Origin of the sequence: Micromonospora sp. KC207, assembly GCF_004348615.1 — a bacterium.
Classification (GTDB): Bacteria; Actinomycetota; Actinomycetes; order Mycobacteriales; family Micromonosporaceae; genus Micromonospora.
Genome location: NZ_SMKJ01000135.1, coordinates 1 through 17,422, shown reverse-complemented (window position 1 = coordinate 17,422; position 17,422 = coordinate 1). Strand labels below are relative to the sequence as shown.

General features: G+C 74.0%; 17 protein-coding genes and 1 pseudogene. 12 read left to right on the top strand and 6 right to left on the bottom strand.

Annotation, left to right across the window (positions count from 1 at the left end; genetic code table 11):
* Positions 1 to 2: 2 nt before the first annotated feature.
* Entirely contained in the window at positions 3 to 1,439 is a 1,437-nt protein-coding gene (locus E1258_RS18130) for a S8 family peptidase (protein ID WP_243715531.1), read from the bottom strand.
* A gap of 629 nt (positions 1,440 to 2,068) precedes the next feature.
* Here E1258_RS18130 and E1258_RS35940 point away from each other — a divergent pair.
* From E1258_RS35940 to E1258_RS18115, 4 genes and pseudogenes are all read left to right on the top strand, one after another.
* Positions 2,069 to 2,116, top strand: a pseudogene (locus E1258_RS35940) (hypothetical protein); the annotation flags it as partial.
* A gap of 74 nt (positions 2,117 to 2,190) precedes the next feature.
* Positions 2,191 to 2,328, top strand: coding sequence for a hypothetical protein (locus E1258_RS35935; RefSeq protein ID WP_371688636.1), 138 nt, complete (start codon positions 2,191 to 2,193; stop codon positions 2,326 to 2,328).
* A gap of 193 nt (positions 2,329 to 2,521) precedes the next feature.
* Entirely contained in the window at positions 2,522 to 2,962 is a 441-nt protein-coding gene (locus E1258_RS18120; protein WP_132402567.1) for a ribonuclease domain-containing protein, read from the top strand.
* Between the two features lie 56 nt (positions 2,963 to 3,018).
* Positions 3,019 to 3,432 carry a barstar family protein gene (locus tag E1258_RS18115; protein ID WP_132402555.1) on the top strand — a complete coding sequence of 138 codons (414 nt, stop codon included), beginning with the start codon at positions 3,019 to 3,021 and terminating at the stop codon, positions 3,430 to 3,432.
* An 81-nt stretch (positions 3,433 to 3,513) separates the two neighbouring features.
* Here E1258_RS18115 and E1258_RS18110 read toward each other — a convergent pair whose 3' ends face one another.
* Positions 3,514 to 4,272, bottom strand: coding sequence for an HD domain-containing protein (locus E1258_RS18110; RefSeq protein WP_132402564.1), 759 nt, complete (start codon positions 4,270 to 4,272; stop codon positions 3,514 to 3,516).
* 203 nt (positions 4,273 to 4,475) lie between these two features.
* Here E1258_RS18110 and E1258_RS18105 point away from each other — a divergent pair, with 203 nt between their 5' ends.
* Positions 4,476 to 5,090 carry a DedA family protein gene (locus E1258_RS18105; protein ID WP_207919612.1) on the top strand — a complete coding sequence of 205 codons (615 nt, stop codon included), beginning with the start codon at positions 4,476 to 4,478 and terminating at the stop codon, positions 5,088 to 5,090.
* Positions 5,091 to 5,114: 24 nt separating this feature from the next.
* Here the strand turns inward: E1258_RS18105 and E1258_RS18100 are convergent, their stop codons facing one another.
* From E1258_RS18100 to uxaC, 3 genes are read right to left on the bottom strand one after another with little or no spacing between them, the layout of a single operon-like run.
* Entirely contained in the window at positions 5,115 to 6,605 is a 1,491-nt protein-coding gene (locus E1258_RS18100) for a mannitol dehydrogenase family protein (RefSeq protein ID WP_132402549.1), read from the bottom strand.
* On the bottom strand, positions 6,596 to 7,900 hold the full coding sequence (locus E1258_RS18095; protein WP_132402546.1) for an enolase C-terminal domain-like protein: 1,305 nt from the start codon (positions 7,898 to 7,900) through the stop codon (positions 6,596 to 6,598). Before E1258_RS18095 ends, E1258_RS18100 begins: the two co-directional genes overlap by 10 nt.
* Complete coding sequence (uxaC, locus tag E1258_RS18090) at positions 7,897 to 9,327, bottom strand: glucuronate isomerase (RefSeq protein ID WP_132402543.1); 1,431 nt, start codon at positions 9,325 to 9,327, stop codon at positions 7,897 to 7,899. Before uxaC ends, E1258_RS18095 begins: the two co-directional genes overlap by 4 nt.
* Positions 9,328 to 9,626: 299 nt before the next feature.
* Here uxaC and E1258_RS18085 point away from each other — a divergent pair, with 299 nt between their 5' ends.
* From E1258_RS18085 to E1258_RS18070, 4 genes are read left to right on the top strand one after another with little or no spacing between them, the layout of a single operon-like run.
* Positions 9,627 to 10,652, top strand: a complete 1,026-nt coding sequence (locus E1258_RS18085) for a LacI family DNA-binding transcriptional regulator (RefSeq protein WP_132402540.1) — start codon at positions 9,627 to 9,629, stop codon at positions 10,650 to 10,652.
* Positions 10,538 to 11,125 carry a DUF6807 family protein gene (locus E1258_RS35930; protein ID WP_371688635.1) on the top strand — a complete coding sequence of 196 codons (588 nt, stop codon included), beginning with the start codon at positions 10,538 to 10,540 and terminating at the stop codon, positions 11,123 to 11,125. Before E1258_RS18085 ends, E1258_RS35930 begins: the two co-directional genes overlap by 115 nt.
* On the top strand, positions 11,122 to 12,249 hold the full coding sequence (locus E1258_RS18075; RefSeq protein WP_132402534.1) for a sugar kinase: 1,128 nt from the start codon (positions 11,122 to 11,124) through the stop codon (positions 12,247 to 12,249). The genes E1258_RS35930 and E1258_RS18075 overlap by 4 nt, the downstream gene beginning before the upstream one ends.
* Positions 12,246 to 12,875 (top strand): bifunctional 4-hydroxy-2-oxoglutarate aldolase/2-dehydro-3-deoxy-phosphogluconate aldolase, encoded by a 630-nt coding sequence (locus E1258_RS18070; RefSeq protein ID WP_207919611.1) that lies wholly within the window; start codon positions 12,246 to 12,248, stop codon positions 12,873 to 12,875. Before E1258_RS18075 ends, E1258_RS18070 begins: the two co-directional genes overlap by 4 nt.
* 194 nt (positions 12,876 to 13,069) lie before the next feature.
* On the opposite strand, the gene E1258_RS18065 is transcribed toward E1258_RS18070, so the two are convergent.
* Positions 13,070 to 14,086, bottom strand: a complete 1,017-nt coding sequence (locus tag E1258_RS18065) for a LacI family DNA-binding transcriptional regulator (RefSeq protein ID WP_132402531.1) — start codon at positions 14,084 to 14,086, stop codon at positions 13,070 to 13,072.
* Positions 14,087 to 14,274: 188 nt separating this feature from the next.
* Between E1258_RS18065 and E1258_RS18060 the strand changes: the two genes are divergently transcribed.
* From E1258_RS18060 to E1258_RS18050, 3 genes are all read left to right on the top strand, one after another.
* Positions 14,275 to 15,426 (top strand): Gfo/Idh/MocA family protein, encoded by a 1,152-nt coding sequence (locus tag E1258_RS18060; protein WP_132402528.1) that lies wholly within the window; start codon positions 14,275 to 14,277, stop codon positions 15,424 to 15,426.
* The gene (locus E1258_RS18055; RefSeq protein WP_132402525.1) at positions 15,423 to 16,574 is read left to right on the top strand and encodes a dihydrodipicolinate synthase family protein; all 1,152 of its coding nucleotides are present in this window, start codon (positions 15,423 to 15,425) and stop codon (positions 16,572 to 16,574) included. Before E1258_RS18060 ends, E1258_RS18055 begins: the two co-directional genes overlap by 4 nt.
* A 65-nt stretch (positions 16,575 to 16,639) precedes the next feature.
* The coding region (locus E1258_RS18050; protein ID WP_207919613.1) for a sugar phosphate isomerase/epimerase at positions 16,640 to 17,422 on the top strand (783 nt) is incomplete at its 3' end.

Here is a 17,422-nt window from a genome sequence, read left to right as displayed (position 1 = left end):
GGCTAGAGGAGCAGGTATCCGAGCGGCCCCTCGGTGATCTGCCCTTCGCAGTTGGAGGCCGCGGAGTCGAAGTGCTCCCCGTTGCCGCGCACCACGCACCGGTAGACGAGCTGGTGGGGTGCGGCCGGCGGTGAGCCGTAGGCGTAGCCGATCAACCCGAGAAAGGTGCGTCCCTCGCAGGTGGCGGCCTGGGAGGTGAACCTGTCGCTGCCCACCTGGCACTGGTAGAGGGGGTGCGTGCCGGCGACCTGGCTGGTGTGCACCTTTCCGAGGCTGCCCTCGGCCTGGTAGCCGCTGCCGGGGTGGGTGGTGGAGCTGACGTGGTCCCGACCGGACCAGTACCGAATGAGCGTGGCGGTGCCGGGTGCCGGTGGTGCCGAGCCGGTGTACAGCAGGCGGTTCGGCGAGCCCGTGCCCGGGTTGGTGATCTTGTTGGGGGTCGAGGCGCCGAAGAGGGCACCGGCCACCTGGGCCGGGGTCAACCCGGAGTTCCCGGCGAGGACCAGCGCGGCGGCGCCCGCGACGTGCGGGGCGGCCATCGACGTGCCGCTGAGCGTGGCGGTGGCGGTGTCGCTCGCGTTGGACGCCGAGACGATGCCGTCCCCGGGGGCGAAGATGTCGGTGCAGGTGCCCCAGTTCGAGAACGACGCGCGGGCGTCCGTCGTGGTGCTGGCGTTCACGGTGATCGCCTCGGCGACCCGGGCCGGGCTGAAGCCGCACGCGTCGCCGTTGCTGTTGCCGGAGGAGATGGAGTAGACGATGCCGTCGGCGATGGAGTTGCGCACCGCGTCCTCGAGGGCGCTCTGCGCGCCGGTGGCACCGAGGCTCATGTTGGCGACGGCCGGCACGCCGGCGGCGTGGTGACCGGTCACCCAGTCGACGCCGGCGGTGACGCCGGCCAGGGTGCCGCTGCCGCTGCAACCCAGCACCTTGACCGCGACCAGGGAAACCCCCTTGGCCACGCCGTACTGGGAGCCGCCGATGGTGCCCGCGACGTGGGTGCCGTGGCCGTTGCTGGAGCAGTCCGAGTCGCGGCCGTCGCCGGTGGTGTTGGTGCCCCAGGTGGCTCTGCCGCCGAAGGTGGTGTGCGTGGTCCGGATACCGGTGTCGATCACGTACGCGCGCACGGTCGACGCCGTCGTCGGGTACGAGTAGCTGGCGTCCAGCGGCAGGTCGCGCTGGTCGATCCGGTCCAGGCCCCAGGACGGCGGGCTGGGCTGGGTGTCGAGCCCACGGACGACCCGGTTCTGCTCGACGTACGACACGTCGGCCTCGGCCGCCAGTCGTCGTGCGGCTGTCCGGGTCATCGTGCCGGCGAAGCCGCGCAGCGCGTGCTCGTAGGTGTGCTCCACCTCGACGTCGTACTTCGCGGCCAGCCGCCCGGTCAGCGCGGCGGTGCCCGCGCGATTGTCGTCGGTGGCCGGGTGGTCGTCGAACACGACGAGGTAACTACCGGCGACCGCGTCAGGATCCCCGGCTCCTCGCACTTGTCCCGCAGCAGTTGCCGGCGATGCAATTCCCGTTGCCATGACGGTTGTCGCGGCAGCAATCGCGATCAGGGTGGCCGCATTCCGTCGACGTACTCGACTGTGATCCATGCTCGTGGATGATTCAGTCTTGATTTGCCAGTGTCAATGCATTGACTCTCGTTACCGACTCAAGTACTGAGGCGTCGGAGTTCACCCCCACCGAACTACACGCGAAATCCGCCATATGCAAACCTGTCCAGAATGTCGCGCGCAATTGTGGGGCCCGTGGCGTCGCGTCGGGCGGCGCCTCCCCGGCTGTGAAATGGTGGTTCCGGTCCCGCCGCCGGGCACGATGGCCGACCGGGTCGGCTCGTCATCCGCCGGCGGGGGCGCGGCTCGCCGGCTTGCTATCTGTCGGCGGCTATCACTGGATCGGGCGCGGGCGCCGCCGTGCCGTCGATCGCCGACGGCCGGACGGCTGATGGTCCGCCCGGAGCTGGGCATCCCGCGTCGCGTCGCCGGTCGCGTCGCCACGCGAGCGTTCCCGCGCCACCCGGGGCCTGAGCACCCTCGGCGCGGTCCGGTACGCCCGGCTCTGGGTGCGGCACACCAACGTCCTGCCCAACTCGCACGTCACGTTCCTGGCCATGGCCGACGCCGCCGACGGCGGCAAGGACCTGCGGATGGGCGGGCAGAACGGCGCGGCACGCCCACCCACGACATCGACGGGCAATGGCTCAAGCGCACGTGGCGCCCGCAGCTCACCGACCTCCGGTTGGGCTGGGAGAGCTACGGCGAGGGAGCCGACACCCTCTGGTTCGACGACGTCGCGGTGGGTGCCAGCCGGATCGGCTGCTGACCGCCCGGGTCGGGCGGCCCGGGCCGGGCCGCCCGACCCCGCGTTGGCGAGGATTTCATCGCCGCGTGCCAATCAGTTCCACCGTCAGCCCTGGCCTACCCGGGCCACGAGGCCGAGACTGTTCCTCACCAGGATCTCACCCGCATCGATCGCCTCGGTGCGGCCGCGATCGGGAGGAACCGTGACCGACACGATGACGCCGAGCACGACGACCGGCGGCCGGTTGCGCCGGACGGTCGGCGCGCTCGCACTGCTCACCGCCATGGTGGCTGCGGCCCTGGTCGGGCCGTCCGTGGTGACGCCCCGGCTGACCGAACCCGCACACGCCGCTGTCTACAGCTCCTGCACCATGACCCGCTGCGCGGACGCCCGCACCGCCCGGTCGGGCTGGGCCGCCAAGGGCTTCCCGACCAGCCGGGGCTGGTACTCGTGGAGCGGCGGCCTCTACAACTTCGCCGGCGGCCAGTTCCACAACTACGAGGGCCAGCTCCCCGGCGGCGTCACCTACCACGAGTACGACGTCTACCCGCGCGCCTACGGCGCCCCCCGCGACGCGTACCGGATCGTGGTCGACAGAAGCACGGGGGCGACGTGGTTCTCGCCCAACCACTACACCGACTTCTACCGGCTGTGACGCGACACCTCGCGGGGCCGGGCCGCGCGGTCCGGCCTTGCACCGGGGAGGGCACCATGACCGAGGGGGACGCACCCGGACTGCCGCCGTGGCTGGGCATCACGGCCGTCGGCCCGGCGAACGCGCCGGGGGAGCGGGCCGTGCTGTCGGCGGTGACCGCCCGCAGCCGGGTGGACCTGTTCGCGACGCTGGTCGACGCCCTCGGCCTGCCCGGCTACGTTGGCCGCAACTGGGACGCGCTCGCCGACAGCCTGCGTGACCGGCTCGACGCCGGCCCGTTGACCCTGGTGGTCGACGACGCCACGCAGTTGCTCGCCGACGAGCCCGTCGGTCACCTCGGCCTGCTCCTGGCGGTCCTCGGTGACGCCGCCGGCGACGCCCCGCACCCGCTGCGGGTGGTGCTGCGCGACGCGCCGGACCGGGTGCCGGACCTGCGCCGCCGCACGGCCCGCGCCCTCCCGCGCCGCTGACCGCCCCCGTTCTCGCCGCCCTCCGTTCTCACCGCGGCCGGTCGCGGCGCTGGCGGTCACCGGCCGGTCGGGGGCCGGCGGCTATCGGCCGGTCGGCGGCCCGGCGGTCACCGGCCGGTCGAGGATCGCGGCGAAGCGCTCCTCGGCGAGGTCGAGCTGGTTGAAGATGTGCTCCTTGACCGTCGGGGCGAGCGGGGTGTCCGGTCGGGCGATCAGCTCCCGGAAGACCGGCACCAGCGGGCGGTACTTCGTCGCCAACGAGAACACCTTCGGCCCGACGGTGTGGATCAACCCGACCCCGTTGTCGGTGAAGTCGGAAACCTTGATGACCCGGGCCCACGGCTCGCGGTCCAGGCTGGCCGCCACGTGCTCCCGGTACTGCGCGTGCCGGTCCCGGTCCGGGTCGTACGCGGGATTGGTGACCGCGGCGACCAGCCGCGCGACCCGCGGGCCGAACCGCGCGGCGAGGGTCGCGAGCGCCGGCGCCGTGTTGTCGTCGCCGGCTGCCGCGCCCGCCCGGTGACCGCCCGCCAGCTCCGCCGGGTGGTCCTCCACCGTGTCGTGCAGCAGGCCGGCGACGATCACGTCCGCGTCGCGTACCTGGTAGTGGTGCATCATCCTGATCGCGACCCGCAGCAGGTGGTTCAGGTACGGCTCGCGCACCCGCCGGTCGTCGCGGTGCAGCTCGGCGGCGAGGTCGAGGGCGGCGGTGAGCCCAGCCCGCGCGCCCTCGTCGAACGCCCGGATCTCCAGCCGGAACCGCTCCAACAGGCCGGGCTCGCCGTGGATCTCGGTGATCGCGTGCATGGGCATCGAGGCCAGGTACGGCGGGAAGTCCATGCACCACTTATAGCTGATCTTCACCGTCTGCGGGCTCGGTCGTCGGCCTTGCGACGGGAACGCCGCCGATCTCGCCGTCGGCCGGCCCGGGGTCATGAGATGCCCGTAAGTCGCGTGACCAGCCTGCTCGGGGCAACGGTAGGGAAGCGTCCGGAAACGATGATCGCCGTCACCCGGGGCCCCGGTCGGGGACAATGATCCGGGTGGACCGGGTGCTGGTGGTGCTGGTGGCGTTGCCGCCCGCCCTGGTGCTCGCCCTGGTCTTCCTCCTACCCGCGCTGGAGGCGTCCACCTTCCTCGGGCTGCTCGTGCCGGGGGAGGTCGCCGTGCTGGTCGGCGGGTTGGTGGCGCACTGCGGGCGGCTGCCACTGTGGGCCGTGATCGTGGCCGCGCTGGCCGGGGCGGCACTGGGCGACCAGGCCGGCTACCTGATCGGCCGCCGCTACGGTCACCGGCTGCTGGCCCGCGCACCCCGCCGGCTCGTCCGCTCGGGGGAACTGCGGCGCGCGCTCGACCTGGTCCGCCGCCGGGGCGCGGTCGCCGTGGTGATCGGCCGCTGGGCGGCGGCACTGCGGGCCCTGGTGCCGGGGATCGCCGGGCTGAGCGGCCTGCCGCAGGCCACCTTCACCGTGGCCAACGTGGCCGGAGGGGTGCTCTGGTCGGTCACGGTCGCGGTGCTCGGCTTCCTCTCGGGCGCCTCGTACCGGCTGCTGGAACGTCGCCTGGGCCTCGGCGAGGAGACAGCGCTGGCCCTGGTGGTGGTGTTGGTGGCGGTGCGGCTGTGGCGGCACCACCGGACCGCCCGCCGGGTCAGGTGAGGAGGGGACCTCCTTGACCGTTGTTCATGCCGCCCCCGCCAGGGTCGTCGTCACCCCGTGCCGGTGCAGGGCGGTCAGCCAGTCGGTGACGTCGGCGCGGACCTCGTCGTCGCCGGCCATCTCGGCGGGGAAGACCTCGCGCAGCCCGAGCAACGCGTCGACCACCCCGGCCGGGGTGCCGTCGGCGGTGGCCAGCACGCCGGTGATCCGGTCGGCGAGGGGGTCGGCCAGCGGCAGCGCCGCCCCGTCGTCGGCCGTCCCGCACACGAAACGCATCCACGCCGCCACCACCAGCGCCGACCAGCGGGCCGACCGACCAGCCGCACGCAGATCCACGATGGTGCGCACCACCCGCTGGGACAGCTTCTGCGAGCCGTCCATGGCGATCTGGAGGGTGCGGTGCCGGATCGCCGGGTTGGCGAACCGGGCCAGCACCTCGTCCCCGTACGCGACCATCGACACCCCGTCGGGCGGGGTGAAGCTGACCGCCACCTCCTCGGCGACCAGCCGGCGCAGCACCCCGGTCAGCCCCGGCACGCCCAGCGCGTCGGCGACCGTCTCCCGGCCGGCGAGGGCGCCCAGGTAGGCGGTGGCCGAGTGCAGCCCGTTGAGGCCGCGTAGCTTCACCCGCTCCCACGGCCCGGCGTCGTCGGTGAGCACCGCGCCGGCCAACTCCCACGCCGGCCGGCCGCCGGGGAAGTCGTCCTCGATCACCCACTGGCGGTACGGCTCGGCGGCCACCGCCGCCAGGTCGGCGAAGCCCAGCGCGTGCCGTGCCGCGGCGAGGGTGCCGGGCGTGCTGGCCGGCACGATCCGGTCCACCATCGTGCCGGGGAAGCTGACCTGCCCGGACACCCAGCCGAGCACCCGGTCGCAGGTGCCGGAGCGGGCCAGCGCCTGCTCGACGAGCCCGCGCAGCCGGGCACCGTTGGCCGGCAGGTTGTCGCAGCTCACCAGCGCGATGGGCCCGGCGTCGGCCGCCGCCCGGGCGGCCAGCCCGCGTACCAACAGGCCGGGCACCGTCGTCGGCGGCCCGTCGCCGGCCAGGTCGGCGGCGAGCGCCGGGTCGGGGCTGAGCCGGCCGGTCACGGGGTCGAGCTGGTACGCCTTCTCCGTCACGGTCAGGGTGACCACCCGGATCGCCGGATCGGCGAGCAGCGCGACCACGGCGTTCGGGTCGCTCGCCGCGTGCCGGACCCCGGCCAGTGACCCGACGACCCGGGTGCTGTCGCCCTCGGCGGACATGGTGGTGACGCTGAACAGGTTGTCCTGCGCGGCGAGAGTCTCGACGAGTTCGGTGCTGCGCGGGGCGACCCCGACGATGCCCCAGTCGCCGCCGGCCGCGCCGACCGCCGCCTCGGTGTAGACGGCCTGGTGGGCACGGTGGAACGCGCCGAGGCCCAGGTGCACGATCCCGGCCGGCACGGTGCCGGGGCGCAGCACCGGCCGGCTGGCCAGGGGCAGCCGGCGCAGCACGGCCAACCCGAGGCGGGACGCTCTCCCGGTCACCGCCATGCCGGGCCGTCCGGGAAACGGAACTCGGCGATCGACTCGGGGCGCATGGTGGCGCTGTAGCCGGGGGCCTCGGGCAGCAGGTACCGGCCGCCCCGGGTGCGCACCGGGTCGACGAAGTGCTCGTGCAGGTGGTCGACGTACTCGACCATCCGGCCGTCGAGGCTGGTGCCGACCCGCAGGAAGTCGAAGATCGCCAGGTGCTGAACGTACTCGCAGAGGCCGACGCCGCCGGCGTGCGGGCAGATCGGGACGCCGAACTTCGCCGCCATGACGATCTCGGCCAGCACCTCGTTGACCCCGCCGACGCGACAGGCGTCGATCTGCATGACGCCGATCGCCTCGGCCTGGAGGAGCTGCTTGAAGATCACCCGGTTGGCGGCGGCCTCGCCGGTGGCCACCCGGCACCGGCCGCCGGTCAGCTCGGTGACCGCGCGGGCGATCCGGGCGTGGCCGAGGATGTCGTCGGCGTGCGTCGGCTCCTCGATCCAGTACGGGTCGACCTCCGCCAGCGCGGTCATGTTGGTGATCGCCTCGTCGACGTCCCAGACCTGGTTGGCGTCCATCATCAGCAGCGCGTCCGGGCCGATCTCGGCGCGGATGATCCGCGCCCGGCGCAGGTCGTCCGGCGGCGGCCCGCCGACCTTCATCTTCACCGCCCGCCAGCCCTGCGCGTACGCCTCGCGGGTCAGCGCCCGGACCTTCTCGTCGCGGTAGCCGAGCCATCCCACCGACGTGGTGTACGACGGGAACCCGTCGCGCTCCAGCAGGGCGATCCGGTCGGCCGTCCCGTCGCGGCCCTCGTCGAGGATGGTGGCCGTCTCGTCGGGGGTGAGCGCGTCGGTGATGTGGCGGAAGTCGATGCTGGCGACGAGTTCCTCGGTGGGCAACTCGGCGAGGAAGCGCCACATCGGCTTGCCGGCGAGCTTGGCCCGCAGGTCCCACACGGCGTTGACCAGCGCGCCGGTCGCCATGTGGATGACGCCCTTCTCCGGGCCCAGCCAGCGTAGCTGCACGTCGGCGCTGAGCGAGCGCCAGAAAGTCACCGGCTCGGCGGCGATCTGCTCGATCGTCTTGCCCTCGACGTGGTGGGCCAGGGCCCGCACGGCGGCGCAGGTGATCTCGTTGCCCCGCCCGTTGGTGAAGGTGAAGCCCGCGCCCACCGTCCCGACGTCGGTGCCCAGCTCGACGTACGTCGCCGAGTAGTCACCCCGGTTGATCGCGTCCGAGCCGTCCCCGGCCGCCGCGGTCGGGAAGCGCACGTCGTGCACGTCGACGGAGGTGATCCTGACACTCACAGCTTTTCCCCGATCTTGTAGACCCTCCTGGGCAGGCGGTAGGCGAGGTCGACGACCGTCTCGGCGGCCTCCTCCTCGGTCAGCCGGTGCTCGGCGACCAGCCGGGCGAGGAAGCCGGCGTCGACCCGGCGGGCCACGTCGTGGCGCACCGGGATGGAGCAGAACGCCCGGGTGTCGTCGACGAACCCGGCGGTGTTGTAGAAGCCGGCGGTCTCGGTGACCGCCTCCCGGAACCGGCGCAGCGCCTCGGGGGAGTCCAGGAACCACCAGGGCGCGCCGAGGTAGAGGGCCGCGTAGCCGCCGGCGAGGGGGGCCAGCTCCCGGGTGAAGGTGTACTCGTCGAGGGTGTAGACCACCACCCGCAACCGGGGGTCGTTGCCGTGGGCGTCCAGCAGCGGGGTGAGCGCGTGCAGGTACTCGGTGGCCTGCGGGATGTCCCCGCCGACGTCGCGGCCGTGCCGGGCGTACAGCCAGCGGTTGTGGTTGCGCACCGAGCCGGGGTGCAGTTGCATCACCAGGCCGTCGTCGATGGACATCCGGGCGAACTCCAGCAGCATGTGCGCCCGGAACGCCTCCGCGTCGGCGGCGTCGGCCTCGCCGCGCCGGCCCCGCTCGTACAACGCCGCCGCCTCCCGCGCCCCGAGGTCCAGGGTGCGGGCGGTCGGGTGGCCGTGGTCGGAGCAGGTCGCGCCGGCCGCGACGAACGCCTCCCGGCGTCGCCGCAGGGCGGCCAGGAAACCGGCGTACGTGCCGGTGTCCTCCCCGGCGACCTCGCCGAGCCGTTCGACGTTGTCGGCCCAGTTGTCGAACTCCATGTCGACCACGTTGTCCGGGCGGAAGGTGGTGACCACCTTCCCGCCGGGGCCGCCCCAGCCGTCGGCGGCGAGCTTCGCGTGCTGGGCGAGGTCGTCCAGGGGCGACTCGGTGGTGGCCAGCACCTCGATGCGGAACCGGTCGAACAGGGCCCGGGGCCGGAACTCCGGCTCCGCGAGTCGGGCCGCGACCTGCTCGTACACGGCGTCGGCGGTGGCGGGGACCAGCGGGGTGTCCACCCCGAAGACCTCGGTGAGGGTCTGTTCCAGCCACAGCCGCGACGGGGTGCCCCGGAACAGGTGCCAGCCGTCGACGAAACGCCGCCAGATCTTCCGGCCGTCGGTCTCCACCGGGCTGCCGTCCACCGTCGGGACGCCCAGCTCGGCCGGGGGCACGCCCTGGCTGAGCAGCATCCGGGTCAGGTAGTGGTCGGGCACGATGATCAGCCGGGAGGGGTCCGGGAAGGGGCGGTCCTCGGCCAGCAGGGCCGGGTCGACGTGCCCGTGCGGGGAGATGATCGGTTGCTCCGCCGCCAGCGCGTAGAGCTGCCGGGCCAGCGCGCGCAGGCCCGGGTCGGCGGGGAGGAGCAGGTCGGGTCGGGAGGTGGTCGGCACGTCGGATGGCTCCTCGGATGCGGTCGGCGGTGCGGGTAGGCACCGGCGGGGCGGGCCGTGACGGCGGCGTGTCCGGAGTGAGTGCAAAGGTTTGCAGTGAAGAAATCACAATCGATTGCTACGAGTCAACGTTCGGGAAAAAATCGGTGCTACTTGTCCCACTTTGATGGCAGACGAACGTATGGTGGGCGCGTGTTCGAAGCCTGGTCGGAGTCTTCGAGCGTTGGCACTGGAGCAACCGTTTGCATTATTGTCGGCATCCACGTGACACCGCAGCCATACCGGACGAGAGGGCCGTCGTGCCAGTCACCATCAGGGACGTCGCGCGGGCCTCCGGCGTGCACATCTCCACGGTCTCCCGCACGTTCTCCGCGCCACACCTGGTCAACCCGGAAACCCGGGTCAGGGTGCTGGCCTGCTCGGAGGACCTGGGCTACCGGCCCAACCGCGCCGCGCGGGCCCTGATCACCGGCCGTACCCACAACATCGGCCTGATCGTCGCCGACATCGCCAACCCGTTCTTCCCACCGCTGATCAAGGCGGCGGAGGGGCAGGCCCGGCAGCGCGACTACCACGTCTTCGTCGCGGACACGAACGAGGACCCGACGGCCGAGGAGGAGCTGGTCCGCGCCCTCGCCAAGCAGGTCGACGGGGTGCTGCTGTGCAGCCCCCGGATGAGCAACAGCCTCATCGAGCAGCTCAGCCGCGAGGTCCCGCTGGTGGTGATGAACCGCCGGGTGACCGGGTTGCCCTGCGTGACGATGGACGTCGGGCAGGGGGCCCGCTCGGCGATCGAGCACCTGGTCGGCTTCGGCCACACCGCGATCGGCCTGCTCGGCGGCCCCCGGGGCTCGTGGACCAGTCGGGAGATCCGCCGGTCCGCCACCGCCGCGGCCCGGGCCGGCGGCGCGGAGCTGACCGTCCTCGGCCCCAACCCACCCACCGAGCACGGCGGCCTCGCGCTGGCCGAACACGTCCAGCGCAGCGGCGTCTCCGCCGTGCTCGCCTACAACGACCTGATGGCGATCGGGTTGATCGGGGGGCTCGACGCCCTCGGGGTCCGGGTGCCGCGGGACGTCAGCGTCGTCGGCATCGACGACATCGCCCTGAGCCGGCTCACCCGGCCCAAGTTGACGACGGTGGCCACACCTACCGCGGCCGCCGGCCGGACGGCCGTCGACATGCTGCTGCAACGGGACACCGACGCGCCGTGGGGCACCGGGAGGAGCACGGCAGTCGGCACCCGTCGCACGAGCGCACAGGTAATGCTCCAGACCGAGTTGGTCATCCGCGACTCCACCGGAGAAGCCCCCATCGACCGGTGACCCCGGTGCCGTCCGTGTCGGCCCGGGCCCGCATCGCCTTGCGGACCGGGGCGGCCCGACCCGGGGCCATCGCCGCATCGTCCGCATCGGATCAGACGAGCGCGCCGACGTACTGGCCACCGGCTCCAGTGGCGCGGCCCGGCCGGCGCGCCACCACACACCTGCACCGCCTGCGCCGACGGCGAGAGCCCGTAAACGGCAGCGCCGAGCCGTGGGTCGCCCTGACGGGCACCGGGCCGGACGGCGGAGCGTACACTCTGGTCTTCACGGGCCTAGGGCCCAGCGACCGGTGGTTCGTCCGGACGGCGATGTACCCGGGGGTCTGCGTGGCGTTTGCCTTCGAGACACCGGCCGTGGTGCCGGCCGGCGACAACCGGCACGCTCGGCACACCGTCACCGTGGCCGACGGGGTCCTCGACGGCGACGCGGTCGCCGCCCCGGCCGCCACCGTGGAGCCGGCGGGACGGGCATGAGCGCCGCGCCCGGCCCCGAGGTGGTCACCGTCGGCGAGACCATGGTGGTCATGTCGCCGGACGACGGGTCCCCGCTGGAGCGCGCCGGCCGGCTCCGGCTCGGCGTCGGCGGCGCGGAGTCCAACCTGGCGATCGGCCTGGCCGGGCTCGGCCACCGCGTCGCCTGGGTCAGCCGGGTCGGCGACGACCCGTTCGGGCGGATGGTGGTCGGCGAGGTCGCGGGCGCGGGCGTTGACGTCGAATCGGTCGCCGTCGACCCGGACGCCCCGACCGGCGTCTACTTCAAGGACCCCCGGCCGGAGGCCACCGCCGTGCACTACTACCGGGCCGGCTCCGCGGCCTCCCGGCTGGATCCCGGCGCGCTGGACGATCCGCGCCTGGCCGGCGCGCGGCTGCTGCACCTGTCCGGCATCACCCCGGTACTGTCGGCGTCCTGCCACGCCCTCGTGGCGCACGCGGTCGACGCCCGGCCGCTCGGCGACGCGCTGGTCAGCTTCGACGTCAACCACCGGCCCCGGCTCTGGCCCGCCGACCGGGCCGCCGACGTGCTGCGCGGCATCGCCGACCGGGCCGACATCGTCCTCGTCGGGTTGGACGAGGCCGAGCGGCTGTGGGGGACCGCCGACCCGCAGGCGGTGCGCCGGCTGCTGCCGCACGCGGGAACTGTGGTCGTCAAGGACGGGGCGGTCGGCGCGACCGCGTTGCCGCGCACCGGGCCGGCGGTGTTCGTGCCGGCGCTGCGCGCGCCGGTGGTCGAACCGGTCGGTGCCGGGGACGCCTTCGCCGCCGGGTACCTCTCCGCCGTGCTGCGTGGGCTGGACCAGACCGCTGCGCTGCGCTGCGGGCACGTCGTCGCGGTCCGGGCCCTCGCGGTGCCCGGCGACTGCGCGCCGCCGCCGCGCCGGCGGGACCTCGACGACGTCGTGGCGCTGCCCGCCGACCGGTGGGCGGCGATCGACCCGGTGACGGCCGGCCTGGTCGACGGCGTGGTCGGTGGCGGTCCGGCGGGCTTGGGGGATGGTTGCGTCGGCCCCGAGGACGTGTCGACCGAAGTGGCCGATGGCGGAAGCGGGAACGTGGGGACCGGCGCGGCTGGCCCCGGCAACGAAAGGGGCAGCCGGTGACGGCGCACGACTTCGCACCGATCTTCGTCGGCGTGCGGGTGATGGTGATCCTGCGGGACCTGCCGCCGCAGGAGACGGTTCGGCTGGCGAACCGGGCCTGGGACCTCGGCATCGACGTGGTGGAGGTGCCGGTGCGCACCCCCGAGGCGATGAACGCGCTGCGCGCCGCTGTGGAGGCCGGGCGGACCCGGGACCGGATCGTCGGGGCGGGCACCGTGTTCACCCCGGCGCAGGTCCGGCAGTCCGCGTCCGCCGGGGCGGCGTTCACCGTCGCGCCCGGGCTCGACCTCGCGGTGGCCGACGCCGCGCTCACCTACGGGATTCCCCACCTGCCCGGCGTGGCCACCCCGACCGAGGCGCAGCGGGCCCGCGACCACGGGCTGACCTGGCTCAAGGCGTTCCCGGCGGTGAGCCTCGGGCCGCAGTGGTTCAAGGCGGTCGCCGGGCCGCTACCCGAACTGCGCTTCGTCGCCACCGGCGGGATCGACGCCGGCAACGCCGCCGACTTCCTGGCGTCCGGCGTCAAGGTGGTGGCGGTCGGGTCCGCCCTGTCCGACCCCAGCCAGATCGACCGGCTCGCGGAGCTGGCCCGGGGCGACCGGGACTCCGCCATCCGCCCGGCCTGACCTTCCGGGCCTGCCGCGTGCGGCCTGAACCGCCCGCCTGGCGATGCCGTCCGGGCTGGTGATCGACTCCATGCCGCCGACATGGCGGCATCCGGCGGAGTTGATCGCGCGATGTCGCCGACATGGCGTCCCGCCCCGGCCGCCCGGGGCCCGGCCCCGGTCGCCCCGGGTCGCGTCCCGAACCCGGGGCGGGGTCAGTGGGCGGCCGGGCCGGTGCTGCCCCGGCGCACCAGTTCCGCCGGCAGGCTCTCGACGCGGGGCTGCCCGCTGGCCGGATCGAGGGCGAGGGTCATCGCCCGCACGCCCAGCTCGACCAGCGGGAGCCGCACCGTGGTCAGCGCGGGGGTGACATCGGCGGCGATCGGCATGTCGTCGAAGCCGAGGACGGACACGTCCTGGGGCACCCGGAGGCCGCGCGCGCGCAGCAGGGCGAGCGCGCCGACGGCCATCGAGTCGTTCAGCGCCACGATCGCGGTGGGGGCGGGGTCGGTCGCCAACAGCTCGGCGGTGGCCCGGGCCCCGCCGTCGCGGTCGAAGTCGGCGTAGCGGATCCGCTCCTCGGGCAGCTCCACGCCCTGCCCGGCGAGCGCCCGCCGCAGCCCGGTCAGCCGGTCGGTGATGGTGGTGAGGACCCGTGGCCCGGCGATCACCCCGATCCGCCGGTGACCGAGGCGCAGCAGCTCCTGGCCGATCAGCTCGCCGCCGGTCGCGTTGGCCGGCATCACCGCGTCCCCGAAGTGGTCGTGCCGGCCGATCACCGCGACCCGCCCGCCCGTCGCCTCGTACGCGGCGAGCTTCTCGTTGAGCAGCGTGGTGAACCCGGCGTCGTGGTAGCCGGACCCGGCCAGCACTATCGCGGCGACCTGCTGGCCACGCAACAGCTCCACGTACTCCAGCTCGCGGACCGGGTCGCGGTAGCTGTTGCAGATGATCAGCAGGCGGCCCCGCTCGGTGGCCACCCGTTGCAGTCCCCGGGTCACCTCGGCGAAGTACGGGTCGGACACGTCGTGCACGACGATGCCGACCACGCTGCGCTGCGGCCGGGCCAGCAACTGGGCGTGCGCGTTCGGCACGTACCGCAGGTCGGCGACGGCGCGCAGCACGCGTTCGCGCAGCTCGTTCGCGACCGGCTTGCTGCTGCCATTGATCACCCGTGACGCCGTCGCGGGGGAGACCCCCGCCCGCCGCGCGACATCGGCCAGCGTCGCCATCCGCCGCCCCTCATGGTCCTCCGCGCGGACCCCGCGCGGTCGCGGACAGGCTACCGCAGTCGGGTGGGAAAGCCCTTGCCTGGCGGGGCGGGGCCCACCTACGCTCTCAGGAATGCGCTTGCCTGGCGTGTCGGCCGTACCTGGCCGCCCGGCGGTGTGCCGGCCGCCCGAGGAGAGGGAAGACATTCATGAGCCGTAGGCCGATAGGCATCATCGTCAATGGCGTCACCGGCCGGATGGGCTACCGCCAGCACCTCGTGCGTTCGCTGCTCGCCATCCGGGAGCAGGGCGGAGTGCCGCTGGCCGACGGCGCCCGGATCTGGCCCGAGCCGATCCTGGTGGGCCGCAACGAGAGCAGGCTGCGCGACATCGCCGAGCGGCACGGGCTCACCGACTTCACGACCGACCTCACCGCCGCGCTCGCCCGCGACGACGTCGAGGTCTACTTCGACGCCCAGCTCACCCAGCAGCGGGAGAAGGCCGTCCGTCAGGCGATCGACGCCGGCAGGCACATCTACACCGAGAAGCCCCTCGCCGAGGACAGCGCCGCCGCGGTCGAGCTGGCCCGGGCCGCCGACGCCGCCGGCGTGCGCACCGGCGTGGTCCAGGACAAGCTCTTCCTGCCCGGCCTGCGCAAGCTCAAGCGGCTGATCGACGGCGGCTTCTTCGGCCGCATCCTCTCCGTGCGCGGCGAGTTCGGCTACTGGGTCTTCGAGGGCGACTGGCAGCCCGCCCAGCGCCCATCCTGGAACTACCGTGCCGAGGACGGCGGCGGCATCGTGATGGACATGTTCCCGCACTGGCACTACGTGCTGGAGGAGCTGTTCGCACGGGTCCGCGCCGTCTCCTGCGTCACCGCCACGCACATCCCGCGCCGCGTGGACGAGGCCGGCCGGCCCTACCCGGCCACCGCCGACGACGCCGCGTACGGCGTCTTCGAGCTCGACGGCGGGATCATCGCCCAGATCAACTCCTCCTGGGCGGTGCGTGTCAACCGCGACGAGCTGGTCGAGTTCCAGGTCGACGGCACCGAGGGCAGCGCCGTCGCCGGGCTGCGCAACTGCCGCGTCCAGCACCGCTCGGTCACCCCGAAGCCGGTGTGGAACCCGGACCTGCCCTCCGGCGAGAACTTCCGCGCGCAGTGGAGCGAGGTGCCGGACAACGACGAGTTCGACAACGGCTTCAAGGTGCAGTGGGAGGCGTTCCTGCGGCACGTGGTGGCCGGCGAGCCGTTCCCGTGGGACTTCATGGCCGGCGCGCGCGGCGTGCAGCTCGCCGAGCTGGGCCTGCGCTCGGCCCGCGAGCACCGCCGCGTCGAGATCCCGGAGCTGGGCCGATGAGCGCCGAGGTCGCCCTGCCCGACGGTGCCCGGCACCGGCTCTCCGGCGCGGGCGGCTTTCCCCGCACCGCCGCCCCGGCCACCTCCCGGATCGCGTACGCCGCCGCGCACGTGGTGGCCGACCCGCGCGCCGAGAACGTCCCGGGCGCCCCGGCCGCCGTCGACTGGGACCGTACCCTCGCTTTCCGGCGCCACCTGTGGTCGTACGGGCTCGGGGTCGCCGAGGCGATGGACACCGCGCAGCGCGGCATGGGCCTGGACTACCCGGCGACCCGCGAGCTGATCCGGCGCAGCGCCGCCGAGGCACGCGCGGCCGGCGGCCGGATCGTGGCCGGGGTCGCCACCGATCAGCTTCCGGCCGGCCCGGCCAGCATCGAGCGGATCCGCGACGCGTACGCCGAGCAGCTCACCGAGGTCCTGTCCGCCGGGGCCCGGCCGGTGCTGATGTGCAGCCGGCACCTCGCCGCCGCCGCCCGGGGCCCGGAGGACTACCAGCGGGTGTACGCCCACCTGCTGGCCGCCACCGACCAGCCGGTGGTGCTGCACTGGCTCGGCGACATGTTCGACCCGGCGCTGGCCGGCTACTGGGGCTCGTCCGACCTGGACGTCGCCGCCGACGCCGTGCTCGACCTGATCAAGGATCATGCGGAGAAGATCGACGGGATCAAGGTGTCCCTGCTCGACGCCGACCGGGAGGTCGCGCTGCGCCGCCGGCTGCCGGCCGGGGTACGCCTGTACACCGGCGACGACTTCCACTACCCGGAGCTGATCCGGGGCGACGGGGTGGGGCACTCCGACGCCCTGCTCGGGGTGTTCGCCGCGGTCGCTCCGGCCGCCGCCGCCGCGCTGGCCGCCCTCGACGATGGCGACCTCACGACGTACGAAAAGGTGTTCGCCCCGACCGTGCCGCTGGCCCGGCACCTGTTCGCGGCCCCGACCTGGCACTACAAGACCGGCATCGTGTTCCTGGCCTGGCTGACCGGCCACCAGGATCACTTCACCATGGTCGGCGGGCAGCAGGCGGGCCGGTCGCCGGCCCACCTGGCCCGACTGCTCACCCTGGCCGACGCGGCCGGGCTGCTGCCGGACGCCGAGCTGGCCGCCGCCCGGGCCCGTGCGTACTTCACGGTCGCCGGGGTGGCCCAGTGACCGCGGTGGGCGAGCCGGCGGTGGCCGCCGTGGGTGGACCGGCGGGCGGCCCCGGCGCCGACCGGCTGGCCCGGTTCTCGTTCAACCAGGCCACCGCCACCGGCTGGGCCCTGGAGGAACTGGTCGCCGGCTGCGTGGCCGCCGGGGTGCCGGGCGTCGGGCTCTGGCGAGAGCCGGTGCGGGAATACGGCGTCGAGCGGGCGGCGCGGCTGGTCCGCGAGGCGGGGCTGACCGTCACCTCGCTGTGCCGGGGCGGGTTCTTCACCGCCGACGGCTGGCGCGACGAGAACCTGCGGGCGATCGAGGAGGCCGTCACCCTCGGCACCGGCGAGCTGGTGCTGGTCTCCGGCGGCCTGCCGGCCGGCAGCCGGGACGTCGACGGGGCCCGGCAGCGGGTCGCCGACGCGATCGGCGAGCTGGCCCCGCACGCCGAAGCGGCCGGGGTGCGGCTGGCCATCGAGCCGCTGCACCCGATGTTCTGCGCGGACCGGTGCGTGATCTCCACGCTGGGCCAGGCCCTGGACATCGCCGAGCGGTTCGACCCGGGCACGGTCGGTGTGGTGGTCGACACGTACCACCTGTGGTGGGACGACGCCGTCTTCCGGCAGATCGCCCGCGCCGGGGACCGGATCGCCGCGTTCCAGGTGGCGGACTGGATCACCCCGTTGCCGGAGGGCGTGCTGCTCGGCCGGGCGCTGCCCGGCGAGGGCTGCGTCGACCTGCGCCGCTTCCGCGACGCGGTCGACGCCGCCGGCTACCGGGGGGCGATCGAGGTGGAGGTCTTCCACGCCGACCTGTGGGCCCGCCCCGGCCCGGACATCCTCGCCGCCGCGATCACGGCCCACCTC